We start from the raw sequence: 16936 nt of genomic DNA on the forward strand, positions 1-16936 counted from the left end.
GACGTGTCGCACCCCTTGCGTCGAAAGTTCTGGCCAGCGCCCCCTGTCCAATGCCTTTCGTGCGCGCTCGGGTCCCGGGGGCCGGCCGACGCGCACCGTCGGCCGGCCCCCGGTCCACTCACCTCATGAACCGCCCCCCAACAAACCCGCCGCCCGCGCCCAGCGGTACTTCGCCCCGAGCACCGCCACCGGCCGCTCGGTCGTGTACGGGTACGCCACGACGCCCCGCTCGAAGAGGTACTGGCACGCCTCCTCGACCTCCACATCGCCCGCCAGCGACGCCACCACCGGCTTCTCGACGCCCCGTTCACGGAACTCCGCCACCACCCGCGCGGTGAGCTCCGCGAACACCATGGGAGGCGTGACGATGGTGTGCCAGTAGCCGAGGACGAGCGCGTGGATGCGCGGGTCCTCCAGTCCCAGCCGGATCGTCGCCTCGTACGTCGACGGCGGCTCGCCCCCGGTGATGTCCACCGGGTTGCCGGCCGCCCCGAAAGGCGGGATGAACTCGCGGAACGCCGCGTCCAGATCCGGCGGGATCTCCATCAGCGACAGCCCGTTGTCCGTCACCGCGTCCGACAGCAGCACCCCGCTGCCGCCCGCCCCCGTGATGATCACGACGTTGTCGCCCTTCGGCGCGGGCAGCACCGGCAACGCGCGCGCGTACTCGAGCATGTCGCTGAGACCCGGCGCGCGGATCACACCGGCCTGCCGCAGGATGTCGTCGTACACGGCGTCGTCGCCCGCCAGCGCGCCGGTGTGCGAGCCCGCGGCCTTCGCGCCCGCCGCCGTACGCCCCGCCTTCAGCACCACGACCGGCTTCTTCGGCACCGTCTCGCGCGCGGCCCGTACGAACGCCCGCCCGTCCTTGAGATCCTCCAGGTGCATGGCGATGCAGTCGGTGTGCGGGTCCTGTCCGAACCAGGTCAGCAGGTCGTCCTCGTCCAGGTCCGACTTGTTGCCCAGCCCGACGATCGCCGACACACCCGTCCGCGTGGTGCGCGCGAACCCCAGAATGGCCATCCCGATACCGCCCGACTGCGACGTCAGCGCGACCCCGCCCTTGACGTCGTACGGCGTGCAGAACGTGGCGCACAGGTCCTGCCACGTCGAGTAGTAGCCGTAGATGTTGGGTCCGAGGAGCCGGACGCCGTGCCGCTCGGCGATCGCCACGATCTCGTCCTGGAGCTCGTGCTCACCGGTCTCCGCGAACCCGGAGGGGATGAGGACGGCGTTCGGAATTCCCTTGCGTCCCACCTCCTCCAGCGCCGCGGCCACGAACCTGGCGGGAATCGCGAAGACCGCCACATCCACCTCACCGGGGACGTCCGTGACACTCTTGTACGCCTTGCGGCCCAGAATGTCATCGGACTTGGGGTTCACCGGATGGATCTCCCCGGCGAAGCCGCCGTCCACCAGGTTGCGCATCACCGAGTTGCCGATCTTGCCCGGCTCGGCGGAGGCGCCGATCACGGCGACCGAACGCGGCTGCATCAGCCGCCGCATGGAGGTGAGGATCTCCTCACGCGAGTACTGGCGGCGCTCCTTCGGCATCTCGGTCGCCAGGATCACCCGGATGTCGGCGGCGACCGCGCCGCCCGGTGTGGCGATCACCGGATTGAGGTCCACCTCGGCGATCTCCGGGAAGTCCGCGACGAGTTCCGACACCCGGCGGATCTGCTCGGCGACCGCCCACCGGTCCACACCCGCCTGCCCGCGCACCCCGCGCAGGATCTCCGCCGCCCGGATCGAGTCCAGCATCGACAGCGCCTCGCCGGCGTCCACCGGCGCGAGCCGGAAGGTGACGTCCTTGAGTACCTCGACGAGCACCCCGCCGAGCCCGAACGCCACCACCTTCCCGAACGTCGGGTCCGTGACCGCCCCGACGATGACCTCCTGCCCCTGCGGCAGCAGCTCCTGCACCTGTACGCCGTCGATCCGGGCGGCCGGGTCGTACGCGCGCGCGTTCTCCACGATCCGGCAGAACGCCGCCCGCACATCGGCCGCACCCTCCACACCGACGATCACACCGCCGGCGTCGGTCTTGTGCAGGATGTCCGGTGAGACGATCTTCATCACGACGGGCCCGCCGAACCGCGCCGCGTACGCCACGGCCTCCTCGACGTCTGTCGCCAGCTCCTCACCCGGTACGGCGATCCCGTACGCGTCCGCCAGCACCTTGCCCTCGGGGGCGGTGAGCGCGGTGCGCCCGTCGGCGTGCACCGCGTCGAGCAGCGCGCGCACCCGCAGCATGCGGTCCTCGGCCATCACCTCAGATCACCCCGTTCGACTTGAGCAGGCGCAGTTCCTCGTCACCGAGGCCGAGTTCGCCGACGAACACCTCTTCGTTGTGCTCGCCGAGCAGCGGGGAGGCGACCACGTCGACGGGGGAGTCGGAGAGCTTCAGTGGGCTGCCGACGGTGACGAACTCACCGCGCTCGGGGTGCGGGACGGTGACGACCATCCCGTTCGCCGCCAGCGAGGCGTCCTCGATGATCTCCCTGGTGGACAGGATCGGCCCGCACGGGATGTTGTGCGCGTTCAGCCGCTCCAGCACCTCCCACTTGGGCAGCGTCGAGGACCACTCCTCGATCAGCTGGAACATCTTGCCGAGCTTGGGCAGCCGGGCCTGCGGTGTCGCCCAGTCGGGGTCCTCGGCCAGCTCCGGCCGGCCGATCAGCTCACTGACGGGCTTCCAGCCGACGGGCTGCACGATCACGTACACGTAGTCGTTCGGGCCGCCCGGCGCGCACTTGACCGCCCAGCCGGGCTGCCCGCCGCCGGACGCGTTCCCGGACCGGGGAACCTCGTCGCCGAAGTCCTCGTTGGGATATTCGGCGAGCGGACCGTGGGCCAGGCGCTGCTGGTCGCGCAGCTTCACCCGGCAGAGGTTGAGCACCGCGTGCTGCATGGCCACGTTCACCCGCTGCCCGCGCCCGGTGCTCTCCCGCTGGAACAGTGCGGCGAGGATGCCCGCCACCACGTGGATGCCCGTGCCCGAGTCCCCGATCTGGGCGCCCGTCGCCAGCGGCGGTCCGTCCTCGAACCCGGTGGTCGACATCGACCCGCCCATGGCCTGCGCGACGACCTCGTACGCCTTGAAGGCGGTGTACGGACCGTCGCCGAACCCCTTGATGGAGGCATAGACGATCCGTGGATTGATCTCCTTGATGCGGTCCCAGGTGAAGCCCATCCGGTCGACGGCGCCCGGCCCGAAGTTCTCGACCATGACGTCCGAGCGCCGGATCAGCTCGGTGAGGATCTCCTTGCCGCGCTCGGTCTTGGTGTTGAGGGTGATGCTCCGCTTGTTGCAGTTGAGCATCGTGAAGTAGAGGGAGTCGACGTCGGGGAGGTCGCGCAGCTGTTTGCGCGTGATGTCCCCGGTCGGGGCCTCCAGTTTGACGACGTCCGCGCCGAGCCAGGCCAGCAGCTGGGTCGCGGAGGGTCCGGACTGGACGTGCGTCATGTCCAGGACGCGGACGCCTTCGAGTGCCTTGGCGGTGCGTGCGTTCGTGGCGGTGGGCATGCTCGTGGCGGTCTCGGTGGTCACCGTGGGCACCTCACTTGTACATCGTTTGGTTCATGGTCCCGGGGGCGTACGCGTCCGGGTCCACCCAGACGTTGATCAGGGACGGCTTGCCCGACTCGCGGGCCCGGCGCAGCGCGGGGCCGATGTCGGCCGGGTCGCGGACCTCCTCGCCGTGACCGCCCAGCATCTGCGCGAACTTGTCGTACGGGACGTCGCCGAGGGTGTTGCCGACCCGCTCCCGTTCCTTGCCGTACTTGGCGGCCTGGCCGTAACGGATCTGGTTCATCGAGGAGTTGTTGCCGACGATGCCGACGAACGGCAGGTCGTAGCGGACGAGGGTCTCGAAGTCCCAGCCGGTCAGGGAGAAGGCGCCGTCGCCGAAGAGGGCGACGACCTCCTTGTCGGGCCGCGCCTGCTTGGCCGCGAGCACGAAGGGGACACCGACGCCGAGCGTGCCGAGCGGGCCCGGGTCCATCCAGTGGCCGGGTGACTTGGGCTGCACGACCTGCCCGGAGAAGGTGACGATGTCGCCGCCGTCGCCGATGTAGATCGAGTCCTCGGTGAGGAAGTCGTTGATCTCGCCGACCAGCCGGTACGGGTGGATGGGCGAGGCGTCCGACCTGAGCTGCGGCAGCCGCTTCTCCAGTGCGGTCTGCTCGGCCGCCCGCAGTTCGTCCAGCCACTCCTTGCGCCGGGAGGCCCCGCCGTTGACCCTTCCGGAGGCCGCCTCGGTCACCGACTTCAGCACCAGTCCCGCGTCGCCGACGATGCCGAGGTCGATGTCGCGGTTCTTGCCGACGGTGCGGTAGTCGAGGTCGATCTGCACGACCGTCGCGGTGGGGGAGAGCCGCTTGCCGTAGCCCATGCGGAAGTCGAAGGGCGTGCCGACGATCACGATGACGTCGGCGTTGGTGAAGGCGTACCGGCGCGACAGCTGGAAGTGGTGCGGGTCGCCGGGCGGCAGGGTGCCGCGTCCCGCACCGTTCATGTACGCGGGGATGTTGAGGGTGCGGACGAGTTCGATGGCCGCCTCGGTGCCCCGGGTGGTCCACACCTGGCTGCCGAGCAGGATCGCCGGCTTCTCGGCGTGCACCAGCAGATCGGCGAGTTTCTCGACGGCCTCGGGGTCGCCGGGCGAGCGCGTCGAGGTGCGGTAGGCGCCCTGCCGCGGCACGCGCGCCGTGGACGCCGGGACCTTGGCGTCCAGGACATCGCGCGGGATCTCCAGGAAAGAGGGGCCGGGAGCGCCGTGGTAGCACTCGCGGAAGGCCATCGACACCATGTCCGCGGCCCGCGCCGTGTGCGGCACGGTCGCCGCGAACTTGGTGATGGGACTCATCATGTCGACGTGCGGCAGGTCCTGCAGGGACCCCATCTTGTGCTGGGTGAGGGCCCCCTGACCACCGATCAGCAGCATGGGGGACTCGGCCCGGAAGGCGTTGGCCACCCCGGTGACGGCGTCGGTGGTGCCCGGGCCCGCGGTGACGACGGCGCAGCCCGGCTTGCCGGTGATGCGTGCGTAGCCGTCGGCCGCGTGCGCGGCGACCTGTTCGTGACGTACGTCGACGACCTCGATGCCCTCGTCGACGCAACCGTCGTAGATGTCGATGATGTGGCCGCCGCACAGCGTGTAGATGCGGTCGACGCCCTCGGCCTTGAGGGCCTTGGCGACGAGATGACCGCCGGAGACCAGGTCCTGTGTGTCGTCGGGCATGGCGAAGTCCTGTCCCTTCCTAGGGGGTGGGAACGCTCTTGTGCACCGCTCTCGCAGTACATTGCATACAGTCGACGAATACTGTATGAAGCTTGTTATCCCGCATCCCATGGGAGGTGTCCAGGGGGTGTGCGGCACTTTTCCACCGCCGGACTCCGGGCCGTCTCCCTTCCTCCCCGCGACCTTCCGGCGACTTCGCAGACAGGAGCCGAGATGGACCTGTACGAACACCAGGCACGCGAACTCTTCGAGGAACACGGCATCGTGGTACCGGCCGCCGAGGTCACCGACTCGCCCCAACAGGCCCGCGAGATCGCCCGCCGGCTCGGCGGACGAGTCGTCGTCAAGGCTCAGGTCAAGACCGGCGGGCGCGGCAAGGCGGGCGGCGTGAAGCTCGCCGCCGACCCCGCCGCCGCCGAACTGACGGCACGCCAGATCCTCGGCATGGACATCAAGGGCCACACCGTCGGCAAGGTCATGCTCGCCCAACCCGTCGACATTCAGGACGAGTTCTACGTCTCCTACGTCCTCGACCGCGCGGCCGGCCGCTTCCTCGCGATCGCCTCCGCAGAAGGCGGCATGGACATCGAGGAGGTCGCCGCCACCCGCCCCGAGGCCGTCGCGCGCATCCCCGTCGATCCCGTCGAGGGCGTCACCTCGGCGACCGCGGCCCGTATCGCCGACGCGGCCGGCCTGCCGCCGCAGTCCGTCGACGTCCTGGTCCGGCTGTGGGGGGTCCTCGTCCGCGAGGACGCCCTGCTGGTCGAGGTCAACCCGCTCGTCCGCACCCGTGACGGACGGATCATGGCTCTCGACGGCAAGGTCACCCTCGACGACAACGCGCTTTTCCGACAGGTCCGTTGGGGCACCGAGGACATCGCCCGCGAGGACCCGCTGGAGGCGGCCGCGGCGGCGAAGGGCCTCAACTACGTCAAGCTGGACGGCGAGGTCGGCATCATCGGCAACGGCGCCGGCCTGGTCATGTCGACCCTCGACGTCGTCGCCGGCTGCGGGGCCCGGCCCGCCAACTTCCTCGACATCGGCGGCGGGGCGTCGGCGCAGATCATGGCGGACGGCCTCTCGGTCATTCTCTCCGACCCGGCCGTGAAGTCCGTCCTCGTCAACGTCTTCGGCGGCATCACCGCCTGCGACGCGGTGGCCGACGGCATCGTCCAGGCCCTCGGCACCATCCGGCTGACCAAACCGCTCGTCGTACGCCTCGACGGCAACAACGCGGCCCAAGGCCGCGCCATCCTCGACGCACACGCGCACCCGCTCGTCGAGCAGGTCACCACCATGGACGGCGCCGCGCACCGCGCGGCCGAACTCGCCACCACAGCCTGAGGAGACGGCACATGGCGATCCACCTCACCAAGGAAAGCAAGGTCCTCGTCCAGGGCATGACCGGCGGCGAGGGCATGAAGCACACCCGGCGGATGCTCGCGGCCGGAACGAACGTCGTCGGCGGAGTCAACCCCCGAAAGGCCGGCCAAACCGTCGACTTCGACGACCGTGCGGTGCCCGTCTTCGGGTCGGTTGCCGACGGTGTACAGGCGACCGGAGCCGATGTCACCGTGGTCTTCGTACCGCCCGCCCACGCCAAGGCCGCCGTCATGGAGGCGGCCGACGCCGGCATCGGCCTGGCGGTCGTCATCACCGAGGGCATCCCCGTCCACGACTCCGTCGCCTTCACCGCGTACGCGCGGCAGAAGGGCACCCGCATCATCGGCCCCAACTGCCCCGGCCTGATCACCCCCGGACAGTCCAACGCCGGCATCATCCCCGCCGACATCACCAAACCGGGCCGCATCGGACTGGTCTCCAAGTCCGGCACGCTCACCTACCAGCTCATGTACGAGCTGCGGGACATCGGCTTCTCGACCTGTGTCGGCATCGGCGGCGACCCCGTCGTCGGCACCACCCACATCGACTGCCTCGCCGCCTTCCAGGACGACCCCGACACCGACCTCGTCGTCCTCATCGGCGAGATCGGCGGCGACGCCGAGGAACGCGCGGCGGCCTACATCCGCGAGCACGTCACCAAGCCGGTCGTCGCCTACATCGCGGGTTTCACCGCACCCGAGGGCCGTACCATGGGCCATGCGGGCGCGATCGTCTCCGGCTCCTCGGGCACGGCTCAGGCGAAGCAGGACGCCCTGGAAGCCGTCGGCGTCCGGGTGGGCGGCACCCCCACGGAGACGGCACGACACGTACTCGCCGTCCTCGAAGCCGGACGGTGACCAAAAGCCGACACCAGCCAGGGGCGGCCCCCCGGGCCCCCTCCTCTCGACTGTGCACCGAGAGCGGAGCGAACCGCATGACATCCACCCTCACCCTCAAAGCCGGCACATCCTGGACCGACGCCTGGCAGCGCTGCCTCGCCGTCGCTCCCGAGGCCTTTCAGGACGACCGGGTCCTCAACCTCTGGAACGCCGCCTGGCAGGCCGACGGCCGGGCGCTGCCCGCCGTCAGCCCCGTCGACGGCAGCCCCGTCGCGGGCCCGCCGCGCCTGGACCTGGGCACCGCCCGGCACGCCGTACGCGCCGCGCTCGACCAGCACCGCGCCTGGCGGCACGTCCCGCTGCCGGAACGCCGGGCCCGCGTCGGCGCCACCCTCGACGCCCTCACCGAACACCGCGCACTGCTCGCCCTCCTCCTCGTCTGGGAGATCGGCAAACCCTGGCGGCTCGCCCAGGCGGACGTCGACCGGGCCATCGACGGCGTGCGCTGGTACGTCGACGGCATCGACGCCATGGTCGCCGGCCGCGCCCCGCTGGACGGGCCGGTGTCCAACATCGCGAGCTGGAACTACCCGATGAGCGTGCTCGTCCACGCCCTGCTGGTCCAGGCGCTGGCGGGCAACGCGGTCATCGCCAAGACCCCGACCGACGGCGGTGTCGCCTGCCTGACCCTGGCCTCGGCGCTCGCCGCCCGCGAGGGCATCCCCGTGACCCTCGTCAGCGGCAGCGGGGGCGAGCTGTCGGAGGCGCTGCTGCGGGCGCCGGAGATCGGCTGCGTCTCCTTCGTCGGCGGCCGCGACACCGGAGCCGCCGTGGCCACGGCCGTCGCCGACCTCGGCAAGCGGCACATCCTCGAACAGGAGGGACTCAACACCTGGGGCATCTGGAACCACTCGGACTGGGACACGTTCGCGGCGGTCGTACCCAAGCTCTTCGACTACGGCAAGCAGCGCTGCACGGCGTACCCGCGCTTCGTCGTCCAGAGGGACCTGTTCGACGACTTCCTGGCCGCCTACCTGCCCGCGGTGCGCACGCTCAGGGTCGGCCACCCGCTCGCCGTGGAGCGGCCCGACGACCCCTGCCCGCAGTTGGACTTCGGCCCGGTGATCAACGCGGCCAAGGCGAAGGACCTGCAGGACCAGGTCGCCGAGGCCATCGACCGGGGCGCCGTCCCACTGCACCGGGGCACACCGTCCGAAGCCCGCTTCCTGCCGGGCCAGGACACCTCGGCGTACGTCCAGCCCGTCACACTGCTGGCCCCGCCCCGCTCCTCCCCGCTGTACCACGCGGAGCCGTTCGGCCCGGTCGACACCATCATCCTGGTCGACACGGAGGCGGAGCTGCTGGCCGCCATGAACGCGTCCAACGGCGCCCTGGTGGCCACCCTGTCCACGGACGACCGGGCCACCTACGACCGGCTCGCCCCGCAGATCCGAGCCTTCAAGGTCGGCCACGGCACACCGCGCTCCCGAGGCGACCGCGACGAGCTGTTCGGCGGGTTCGGCGCGTCCTGGCGCGGCGCGTTCGTCGGCGGCGGGCTTCTGGTGCGGGCCGTGACACAGGGCCCGGCGGGGGAGCGGCTGCCGGGCAACTTCCCGGAGTACCAGCTCATGCCGTGACGGGGGCCGGACTCCCGGTAACTGTTCCGCCACCCATGGTGCCGCCTCGGGACGAGACTCGGGAGGCGGTGTGTCCGGCGGTGTGCCCGTGCCCCGGGACCTCCGTCCCGGGGCACGGAAACGCAGGTGAAAGGCACTGCGAAACCTTGGTATGGTTGTCCACGTCGCCGCAGGGATCACCCCTGACAAGGCGGCAGACACCTGGTCCGGGTGGCGGAATGGCAGACGCGCTAGCTTGAGGTGCTAGTGCCCTTTATCGGGCGTGGGGGTTCAAGTCCCCCCTCGGACACGCGCTGTGGCGATAAGAACACAAGGGTCTCAACCTGACGGTTGAGGCCCTTTCTTCGTGTTCATGAAGGCGCCCGCAAAGACGCACCGCGGCCCCCTTCCCCCGCATAAGGGGAAGGGGGCCGCGGTGCGTGCCGGACGCCTCAAGGGGCCACCGAGGCGGCGGGGGTCTCGTCCCGATCGTGGCCGGCGGGGGACTCGCCCTCGTCGAGGGCGATGTCCTTGGTCTCCTTGCCGATGAGCAGCGAGACCAGGGTCAGCAGCGCCATCGCGGAGAGGTAGACGCCGACCAGCCACGGCGAGCCGTCGGCGGCCTCCCACAGCGCCACGGCGATGAAGGGGGCGACGGCCGCGCCGAGGATCGAGCTGACGTTGTACGAGATGCCGGAGCCGGTGTAGCGCACGCTCGTCGGGAAGAGCTCCGGCAGGAGCGCGCCCATCGGACCGAAGGTCATGCCCATCAGCGTGAAGCCGAGCACCAGCCACAGCACCACGCCGAGCGTGCCCATACCGATCAGCGGCACCCACACCAGCCCGAAGACCATGATCGCGACAGTGACCCAGATCAGCGTGGAGCGGCGGCCGTACTTGTCGGCGAGCGGGCCGGAGACCAGGGTGAACGCGGCGAAGAACAACACCCCGAAGATCATCATCAGGACGAAGGTGGTGTAGCTGTAGCCCAGACCGGGCACGGCGGCGTCCTCGGAGGTACGGCCGTAGCTGAGTGAGAACGTGGTCATCAGGTAGAAGAGCACGTACGTCGCCAGCATGAAGAAGGTGCCGAGGATCAGCTCCTTCCAGTGACTGCGGAAGACGGTGACCATCGGCAGCTTCCGCACCAGACCGGCCTCACGGGTCTTGGAGAAGACCGGCGCCTCGACGAGGCGCATCCGCACCCACAGGCCGATCGCGACCATTACGGCGGAGAACAGGAACGGAATGCGCCAGCCCCAGTTCAGGAAGGCCTCGGAGGGCTGCGAGGGATCGGCGCCCGCGCTGGACGGCAGCAGCGCGCCGATGATCAGGAAGAGGCCGTTGCCGATGATGAAGCCGAGCGGGGCGCCCAGCTGCGGGAACGTGCCGTAGAGGGCGCGCTTGTTCTTCGGGGCGTTCTCCGTGGCGACCAGGGCGGCGCCGCTCCACTCGCCGCCCAGCGCGAAGCCCTGCGCGAGCCGCATCAGCACCAGCAGCGCGGTGGCCGTCCAGCCGGCCTGCTCATAGGTGGGCAGTACACCGATGAGGAAGGTGGCGATGCCCATGGTGAGAAGGGAGGCCACCAGTGTGCCCTTGCGGCCGAGCCGGTCGCCGAGGTGTCCGAAGACGACGGCGCCGATCGGTCGGGCGACCATGGCGGCGCCGAACACCGCGAACGACGACAGCAGCGCCGTGGTCGGGTCGCTGTTCGGGAAGAAGAGCGCGGGGAAGACCAGGACCGCGGCGGTCGCGTAGATGTAGAAGTCGTAGAACTCGATCGTCGTGCCGATGAGGCTCGCGACGAGGACACGGGACCGCGAGTTGACGGGTGCCTGGGCTGTGCTGGTGGCTGGTGCGGGCATTTCTCGGTCTTTCGCACGAGGGCGGAGAACAGGCGCCGACGGTATGCGCCGACGGCCCGCACGGCAGCAGGCGTCTCCCTCGGGGGGGCGTGTGTACCGTACAGGCATCTTGAGGTTCTCAAGTATCTCACTTGGCAGTCGGCGCGTACCAAGATGTGGGACGAACCCGAGGTGCCGGGCGCGGCGCGCTGAGCGCGCGCGGGCGTGCGAGCGACGGGAGCCGGCCCCTGACTCCACGCCGACGGCCTGGAGGGTGGTTGAGAGTGACTCCGTGCTGGTGGGCGACTCCGCCGTACTCCGGCGCGCCCGGTTTTCTGTGACCGTCCTCGTCTGCCGCGCAGATGAGGACGACTGACCCCGCTGGTGCTTCCGGACCCGGGTGAGCGCGCCGCGGTGGACGGGAGCGCGCCGGGGCGGCCCCGGAACGGTCGGAGGGTGAATGGCGAACGGCGAGCGGCGAACGGCCTGCGGCGAGCGGCGAGCGGCGAACGGCCTGCGGCGAGCGGCGAGCGGCGAACGGCCTGCGGCCTGCGGCGAACGGCCTGCGTCACGGGCCGGGAGGAATCCCGGGCCTGTGCCGCAGGCCGTCGTCATGCCGCCGCACCGGAGTGCCGTTCGGCCCCGGCACCGCCGGATCGCGGCGGTGCCGGAAGGACCGGATCAGTCGCGGGTCTCGGCCTCCACCGGCTTCGGGATCATGAAGGACGTCGCGAAGGCGGCGGCCAGGATGACCACTCCGGCGATCATGCCGGCGGTGTAGTCGGCGGGCGACGTGGGGTCGTCCGGCAGGGCCGCCGTCTTGACCGCGTACAGCAACGCGAAGCTGAGACCGGCGCCGAGGTTGAACGCCCCCGCGTTGAGGCCGGGCAGGAATCCCGGGTTCTCCTTGGGGGACAGGACGATGCCGAGCCCGTTGAGCACGATGTTCGCCACGCCCGCGTAGGCGATGCCTACCAGGATCGAGGCCAGCAGCAGCATGGCGCGGGACTGGGAGTCGACCGTCAGGATCATGAGGACCACGGCGACCACGGCCCCGACCAGCCCCAGCCGCAGGATGCGGCCGTACCCGTGCGTGGCGGCGAGCCGGCCAGCGAGGGGTCCCATGGCCAGGCCGGCCAGGGCGTACGGGGTGAGGGTCCACCACGCGGACTGCTCGGCGGACATGCCGAGTCCGGCGTTCCCGTCCTGGGCGAGTGCGGGGATCAGTCCGTTCATGACGGCGAACACGCCCGTCATGGTGAGCAGGGTGGTGAGCAGGGTCGCCCAGGTCGAGCGCTGCCTCAGGTGCCGGGTGGCGACCAGGGGGTGCCCGCTGCGGTTCTCGGTCCGCCAGAACAGGCCGAAGGTGGCCGCGGCCACCACGACGAGGGCGGCGACGAGGAGCCAGTTGGCGTCGGCGAGCTTGCCGGCCTCGTTCAGCGCGATGAGCAGCGAACCGATCGACACGACGAGGAGTGCGACGCCGGGCCAGTCCATCCGGGTCGCGGCGGGTGCCTTGGTCTCGGGGGTCAGGGTGGCGACCAGCACGGTGGCGAGGACCGAGACGACGGCCATCGTCCAGAAGACCGACCGGAAGCCGTAGTTGTCGGCGAGGTAGCCGCCGGCGAGGGCGTCGATACCGGCGATGCCACCGTTGACGGCGGTGATCACGCCCAGCAGGGTGCCGTACCTCTTCGGTTCGGTCACCTCCTGCCGCAGCATGATCAGGCACAGGGGGACGACCGGGCCGGACACACCCTGGATGATGCGGCCGATGAACAGTACGGGCACGCTCGGCGCCAGTGCGGCGACGACGCAGCCGACGGCCATGAGCGCCAGCATGCCGGCCAGCACCTTGCGCCGGCCGATGACGTCACCCAGCCGGGGCAGGAAGAGCGAGAACAGGGCCGCCGAGGTGAAGAACGCGGTCTGGGTGAGGCCGATCTCGGCCGAACTGGCGCCGAAGCTCTCCTCGATGTTCTTCAGCGCGGGGCTGAGCATGCTCGCGTTGAGCTGGAAGGCGAAACAGGCAGCGAGGAGCGCGGCCATGAGCACGCCCACCCGGGTCGCGCGGCGGCCCGGCGCCTCGCCGGGCCGGTTCGTGGTGGTGGGCGCGCTCATGCCTCGACGTCCCCGATCCGCTCGAGGGCGTCCACCACGAGGTCCCAGAACCGCTCGCGGTCCAGCTCGACCGCGACCTGGGTGTGGCAGTCGGCCGGGGCCGGGGCACGGAAGTCCGTCACGGTCATGCCCAGGGTCAGGCCGCCGCTGAGTTCGACGTCCACGGGAGCCTTGCGCACCGTCATGACGGAGGGGTCGATCACGTACGCGACCGCGCACGGGTCGTGCACGGGCGGGTGCTCGAAGCCCTGCGCCTCCTTGTAGGTGGCGCCGAAGAAGTCCAGCAGTTCGCCGACGAACTTGGCGGGCTTGGTGCCCACCGCGGCGATCTTCTCGGCGACCTCGGGCGTCGCCAGGGCCTGGTGCGTCAGGTCGAGACCGACCATCGTGACCGGCCAGCTCTCGTTGAAGACGATGTGGGCGGCCTCGGGGTCGATGATGATGTTGAACTCGGCGACCGCGCTCCAGTTGCCCTCGTGGTAGCCGCCGCCCATCAGGACGACCTCGCGGACCCGCTCGACGATGCGGGGCTCCTTGCGCGCGGCGAGGGCGATGTTCGTCAGGCCGGCCGTCGGGACGAGGGTGATCTCGCCGGGCTCGTGCGACATCACCGTGTCGATGATGAGGTCGACGGCGTGCCGGCGGTCCAGCTCGAGGGTCGGCTCGGGCAGCACCGGTCCGTCCAGACCGGTCTCACCGTGGATGTCCGGTGCCGTCTCGATGGCCCGTACCAGGGGCCGCGGACAGCCGGCGGCGAAGGGCACGCCGGTGATCCCGGCGATGCGCGCCACGGACAGGGCGTTGCGGGTCACCTTCTCCAGCGTCTGGTTCCCGACCACGGTCGTGACGGCGACCAGGTCGATGTCGGGGTTGCCGTGCGCCAACAGCAGTGCGATGGCGTCGTCGTGTCCGGGGTCGCAGTCGAGGATGATTTTTTTGGCCATCGGGAGAGCCCCCTTGCTCAATGCGGAACGGTGGTGGAGTGGATCTCTGGAGCGCCTGAGAGGGCTGCTACCGGAGGGCGCGCCGGCTCAGATGCCCGGCGCCGGCGGTGGTGGCGGTCTCTGTCACCGGGGGCACGGCAGCGGCACGGGGCGAGGGGTTGTCGCCGACGATCGGAGTGAACACCGCTGCACATCTCCCTGGAAACGGTTGGGAAATCGTTCTCCAAAAAAATTCCTCATGAATCCACCGTTGTCAATGACGGACCTCTCACAAGTCAAGGTGGATGAGCCAGGGCTTGATGGTTGCCAGGTGATAACGTTTGCCCGAACAATCCCGGGAGACTGCTTCCCGCCAGTGAAATCCGCATCGAGCGAAGGCGCAGTCGAACCGAGTGAAGGGGGTCGGACAGTGACCGAGGTCACGCTGAAAGAGGTGGCTCGCGCATCGGGCTGCTCCGTCGCCACGGTGTCCCGGGTGCTGGCCGGGACCCGTCCGGTCGGGCCCGAGATCGCCCGCAGGGTGAGGGAGGCGGCCGAGAGCCTCGGTTACCGGCCCAACCAGGTCGCCCGCGCCCTGCGCAGCCGCTCCACCGGCACCATCGGCCTCGTCCTGCCGCAGATCACCAACCCCTTCTTCCCCTCCCTCGTGCGGGAGGTGGAGCATGCCCTGCACGCCGAGGGACGTGCCGTGCTGCTCGCCGACTGCGACGACGACCCGACGATCGAGGCGGCCCGGATCACCGCCCTGCTGGACCGGCAGGTCGACGCCCTGCTGGTCATCCCCGTCGACGAGAGGCACAGCCGGGCCGCGGTGGCGGCCGCAGTGGCCCAGGTGCCGCTGGTGCTGCTGGACCGCGGCTGCGGCCCCGGCATCGCCGACTCGGTCGCGACCGACAACACCGTCGGCATGACGCTCGTCCTGGACCATCTGGCCGCCACCGGCCGCCGCCGCCCCTGCTTCATAGGGGCGGCCGGAACCGACTCGGCGGCGGTCGAGCGGCTCGCGGCGTACGAGGCGGGGGCCGGTGCCCTGGACCCGGAAGCCCCCGGCCGCGTCGAACTCGGCGACTTCTCGTTGGAGTGGGGGCGGGCCGCGGTGGACCGGATCCTGCCCTCCCGGCCGGACGCCGTCGTCTGCGCGAACGACCTCATCGCGGTCGGCGCGCTGCAACGGCTGCGGCAGCTCGGCGTGGACGTCCCGGGCGAGATCGCCGTCACCGGCTTCGACGACATCCCCATGGCGGACCTCGCCGACCCGGCCCTGACCACCGTCCGCCAACCCGTGCGCGAACTGGCCGCAGAGGCCGCGCACCTGCTCGGCCATCGGCTGGCCGAGCAGAAGGACGGGCCGCGAAGGTCGGTCCGTCTCGCCCCCGAACTCGTCGTACGGGCCTCCAGCGCACCCCGCGCCGCCTCGGCCCCGGACCCCGGCACCACCCGCACCGCAGAGGAAGACCAGTGATCGCAGTCGTCGGAAGCCTCAACCTGGATCTCGTCGTACCGGTTCCCCAGCATCCTGTGCCGGGCGAGACGGTCCTCGGCGGTGACATCGCCCAGCACCCCGGTGGCAAGGGCGCCAACCAGGCGGTCGCCGCCGCCCGGCTCGGCGGGAACGTCGCCTTCGTCGGCCGGGTCGGCGAGGACGACGCGGCCGGTGTCATGCTCGACGCCGTCCGGGAGGAGGGCGTGGACACCGCGCACATCACCCGCACCCCGGACGTGGCGACCGGCCGCGCCCTGATCGCCGTCGACCCGGCGGGCGAGAACACCATCATCGTCAGCCCCGGTGCCAACGCACGCCTGGACGCCGCCGACTGCGAGGCCGCCGCGGGCCTGCTGCGGAAGGCGGCCGTGACCGTCCTCCAGCAGGAGGTCCCGGACGAGGCCAACCACGCCGCCGCCCGGCTGGCCGGCGGCATCGTGCTGTACAACCCGGCCCCCGCCGTCGCCGGCGCCGTCCCGCCGCCCCACGTCGACGTGCTCGTCCCCAACCGCACGGAACTGGCGGCCCTCACCGGCACGCCCGTGCCGGAGACGATCGACGACGTCGTCGCCGCGGCCCGCAAGCTGACCGGGGCGGGCGCGGTCATCGTCACGCTCGGCGGCGACGGGGTGCTCCTCCTCGAAGGCGCCTCACACCTGCACATCCCGGCCTTCACCGTCCGGCCCGTGGACACCACCGCCGCCGGTGACTCCTTCTGCGGCGCGCTCGCCGTCACCCTCGCGGAGGGCCGCACCCTCGAGCAGGCCGCCCGCTGGGCCTGCGCCGCCGCGGCGATCAGCACCACCCGAGCGGGCGCCCAGCCCTCGCTCGCCCGCCGCGACGAGGTCGACGCCTTCCTCGCGGGGCAGCGCTGAAGCACCGTTCCGGCGGGAGGCGCCGGGTCCTGCCATGGCTGAGGGGACGGGGCGCGCGGCGGCGAGCCGGCGCCTGAGCTTCCGGCGCCTCGCCCGGCACCCCATCGGCGTGCCCTTCGGCGCTCCGCGACGGGGTGGCCGATGCCCACGTCGACGCCGGCAGGACCACGATCACCGAGCGGATGCTTCACGCCACCGGCGCCACACGATTATCGCCGCCGCGTCAGCTGGGTCCGGAACGGTGACCGCCTCAACCTCACCGGCACACCCTGGCCATGGTGTTCGCCGACGAGGTGGAACGCTCCCTGCGCGTTCTCAGCGGCGCATCGGGTGGATCGTGCGGGTCCGGGCGGGACGCCCACCCGGACCGGGCCGTCGCCGGGGAGATCGTCGCCGTGGCGCGGGCTGAGGTCCGCCCGCGCGGGATCCATCGGGCCTGCGCCCGGGACCTCAGCGCGGCTCACGGCGGACCGCCGAAGTCGCGGCCCCCAGCCACGCCGCCGGTCCCGGCCCACGCCGAAGATCCCAACTTGAGAAAGAATCCGGACAAGAGCGTCTCGATGTGCCCTGCACCTGTTGAATAGCGGT

The 16936-nt window shown here is 70.9% G+C and carries 11 protein-coding genes and 1 tRNA gene; 6 read left to right on the top strand and 6 right to left on the bottom strand.

Features of this window, described 5'->3' with window-relative positions; translation table 11 throughout:
- Positions 1-123 precede the first annotated feature (123 nt).
- From ACFPZI_RS35140 to ACFPZI_RS35150, 3 genes are read right to left on the bottom strand one after another with little or no spacing between them, the layout of a single operon-like run.
- A complete protein-coding gene (locus ACFPZI_RS35140) occupies positions 124-2268 on the bottom strand; it encodes an acetate--CoA ligase family protein (protein WP_381371211.1) in 2145 nt (714 codons plus the stop codon).
- Positions 2269-2272: 4 nt separating this feature from the next.
- Positions 2273-3526 carry a formyl-CoA transferase gene (gene frc, locus ACFPZI_RS35145; RefSeq protein WP_381371240.1) on the bottom strand — a complete coding sequence of 418 codons (1254 nt, stop codon included), beginning with the start codon at positions 3524-3526 and terminating at the stop codon, positions 2273-2275.
- Between the two features lie 34 nt (positions 3527-3560).
- Positions 3561-5243, bottom strand: coding sequence for a thiamine pyrophosphate-binding protein (locus ACFPZI_RS35150; protein WP_381371212.1), 1683 nt, complete (start codon positions 5241-5243; stop codon positions 3561-3563).
- A 213-nt stretch (positions 5244-5456) separates the two neighbouring features.
- On the opposite strand from ACFPZI_RS35150, the gene sucC reads away from it, so the two are divergent.
- The 4 genes from sucC (at position 5457) to ACFPZI_RS35170 (ending at position 9391) form a co-directional block, all read left to right on the top strand.
- Positions 5457-6587 (top strand): ADP-forming succinate--CoA ligase subunit beta, encoded by a 1131-nt coding sequence (gene sucC, locus ACFPZI_RS35155; protein WP_381371213.1) that lies wholly within the window; start codon positions 5457-5459, stop codon positions 6585-6587.
- An 11-nt stretch (positions 6588-6598) separates the two neighbouring features.
- Positions 6599-7483: a succinate--CoA ligase subunit alpha gene (gene sucD, locus ACFPZI_RS35160; RefSeq protein WP_381371214.1), complete on the top strand. Its 885-nt coding sequence runs from the start codon at positions 6599-6601 to the stop codon at positions 7481-7483.
- A gap of 77 nt (positions 7484-7560) precedes the next feature.
- A complete protein-coding gene (locus ACFPZI_RS35165; RefSeq protein WP_381371215.1) occupies positions 7561-9102 on the top strand; it encodes an aldehyde dehydrogenase family protein in 1542 nt (513 codons plus the stop codon).
- Positions 9103-9306: 204 nt separating this feature from the next.
- Positions 9307-9391 (top strand) — tRNA-Leu (locus tag ACFPZI_RS35170).
- 142 nt (positions 9392-9533) lie between these two features.
- On the opposite strand, the gene ACFPZI_RS35175 is transcribed toward ACFPZI_RS35170, so the two are convergent.
- The 3 genes from ACFPZI_RS35175 to uriH all read right to left on the bottom strand — a co-directional run bounded on the left by ACFPZI_RS35175 (position 9534) and on the right by uriH (position 13990).
- On the bottom strand, positions 9534-10946 hold the full coding sequence (locus ACFPZI_RS35175) for an MFS transporter (RefSeq protein WP_381371216.1): 1413 nt from the start codon (positions 10944-10946) through the stop codon (positions 9534-9536).
- A gap of 660 nt (positions 10947-11606) precedes the next feature.
- Positions 11607-13046 carry a uridine transporter UriT gene (gene uriT, locus ACFPZI_RS35180; protein ID WP_381371217.1) on the bottom strand — a complete coding sequence of 480 codons (1440 nt, stop codon included), beginning with the start codon at positions 13044-13046 and terminating at the stop codon, positions 11607-11609.
- A complete protein-coding gene (gene uriH / locus ACFPZI_RS35185; protein WP_381371218.1) occupies positions 13043-13990 on the bottom strand; it encodes a uridine-preferring nucleoside hydrolase UriH in 948 nt (315 codons plus the stop codon). Before uriH ends, uriT begins: the two co-directional genes overlap by 4 nt.
- Before the next feature lie 433 nt (positions 13991-14423).
- Between uriH and ACFPZI_RS35190 the strand changes: the two genes are divergently transcribed.
- Positions 14424-15452, top strand: coding sequence for a LacI family DNA-binding transcriptional regulator (locus tag ACFPZI_RS35190; protein WP_381371219.1), 1029 nt, complete (start codon positions 14424-14426; stop codon positions 15450-15452).
- Positions 15449-16348 (top strand): ribokinase, encoded by a 900-nt coding sequence (rbsK, locus tag ACFPZI_RS35195; RefSeq protein WP_381371220.1) that lies wholly within the window; start codon positions 15449-15451, stop codon positions 16346-16348. The genes ACFPZI_RS35190 and rbsK overlap by 4 nt, the downstream gene beginning before the upstream one ends.
- The last annotated feature ends 588 nt before the right edge of the window (positions 16349-16936 follow it).

Origin of the sequence: Streptomyces chlorus, assembly GCF_042655885.1 — a bacterium.
In the GTDB taxonomy this organism is placed as follows: Bacteria; Actinomycetota; Actinomycetes; order Streptomycetales; family Streptomycetaceae; genus Streptomyces; species Streptomyces chlorus.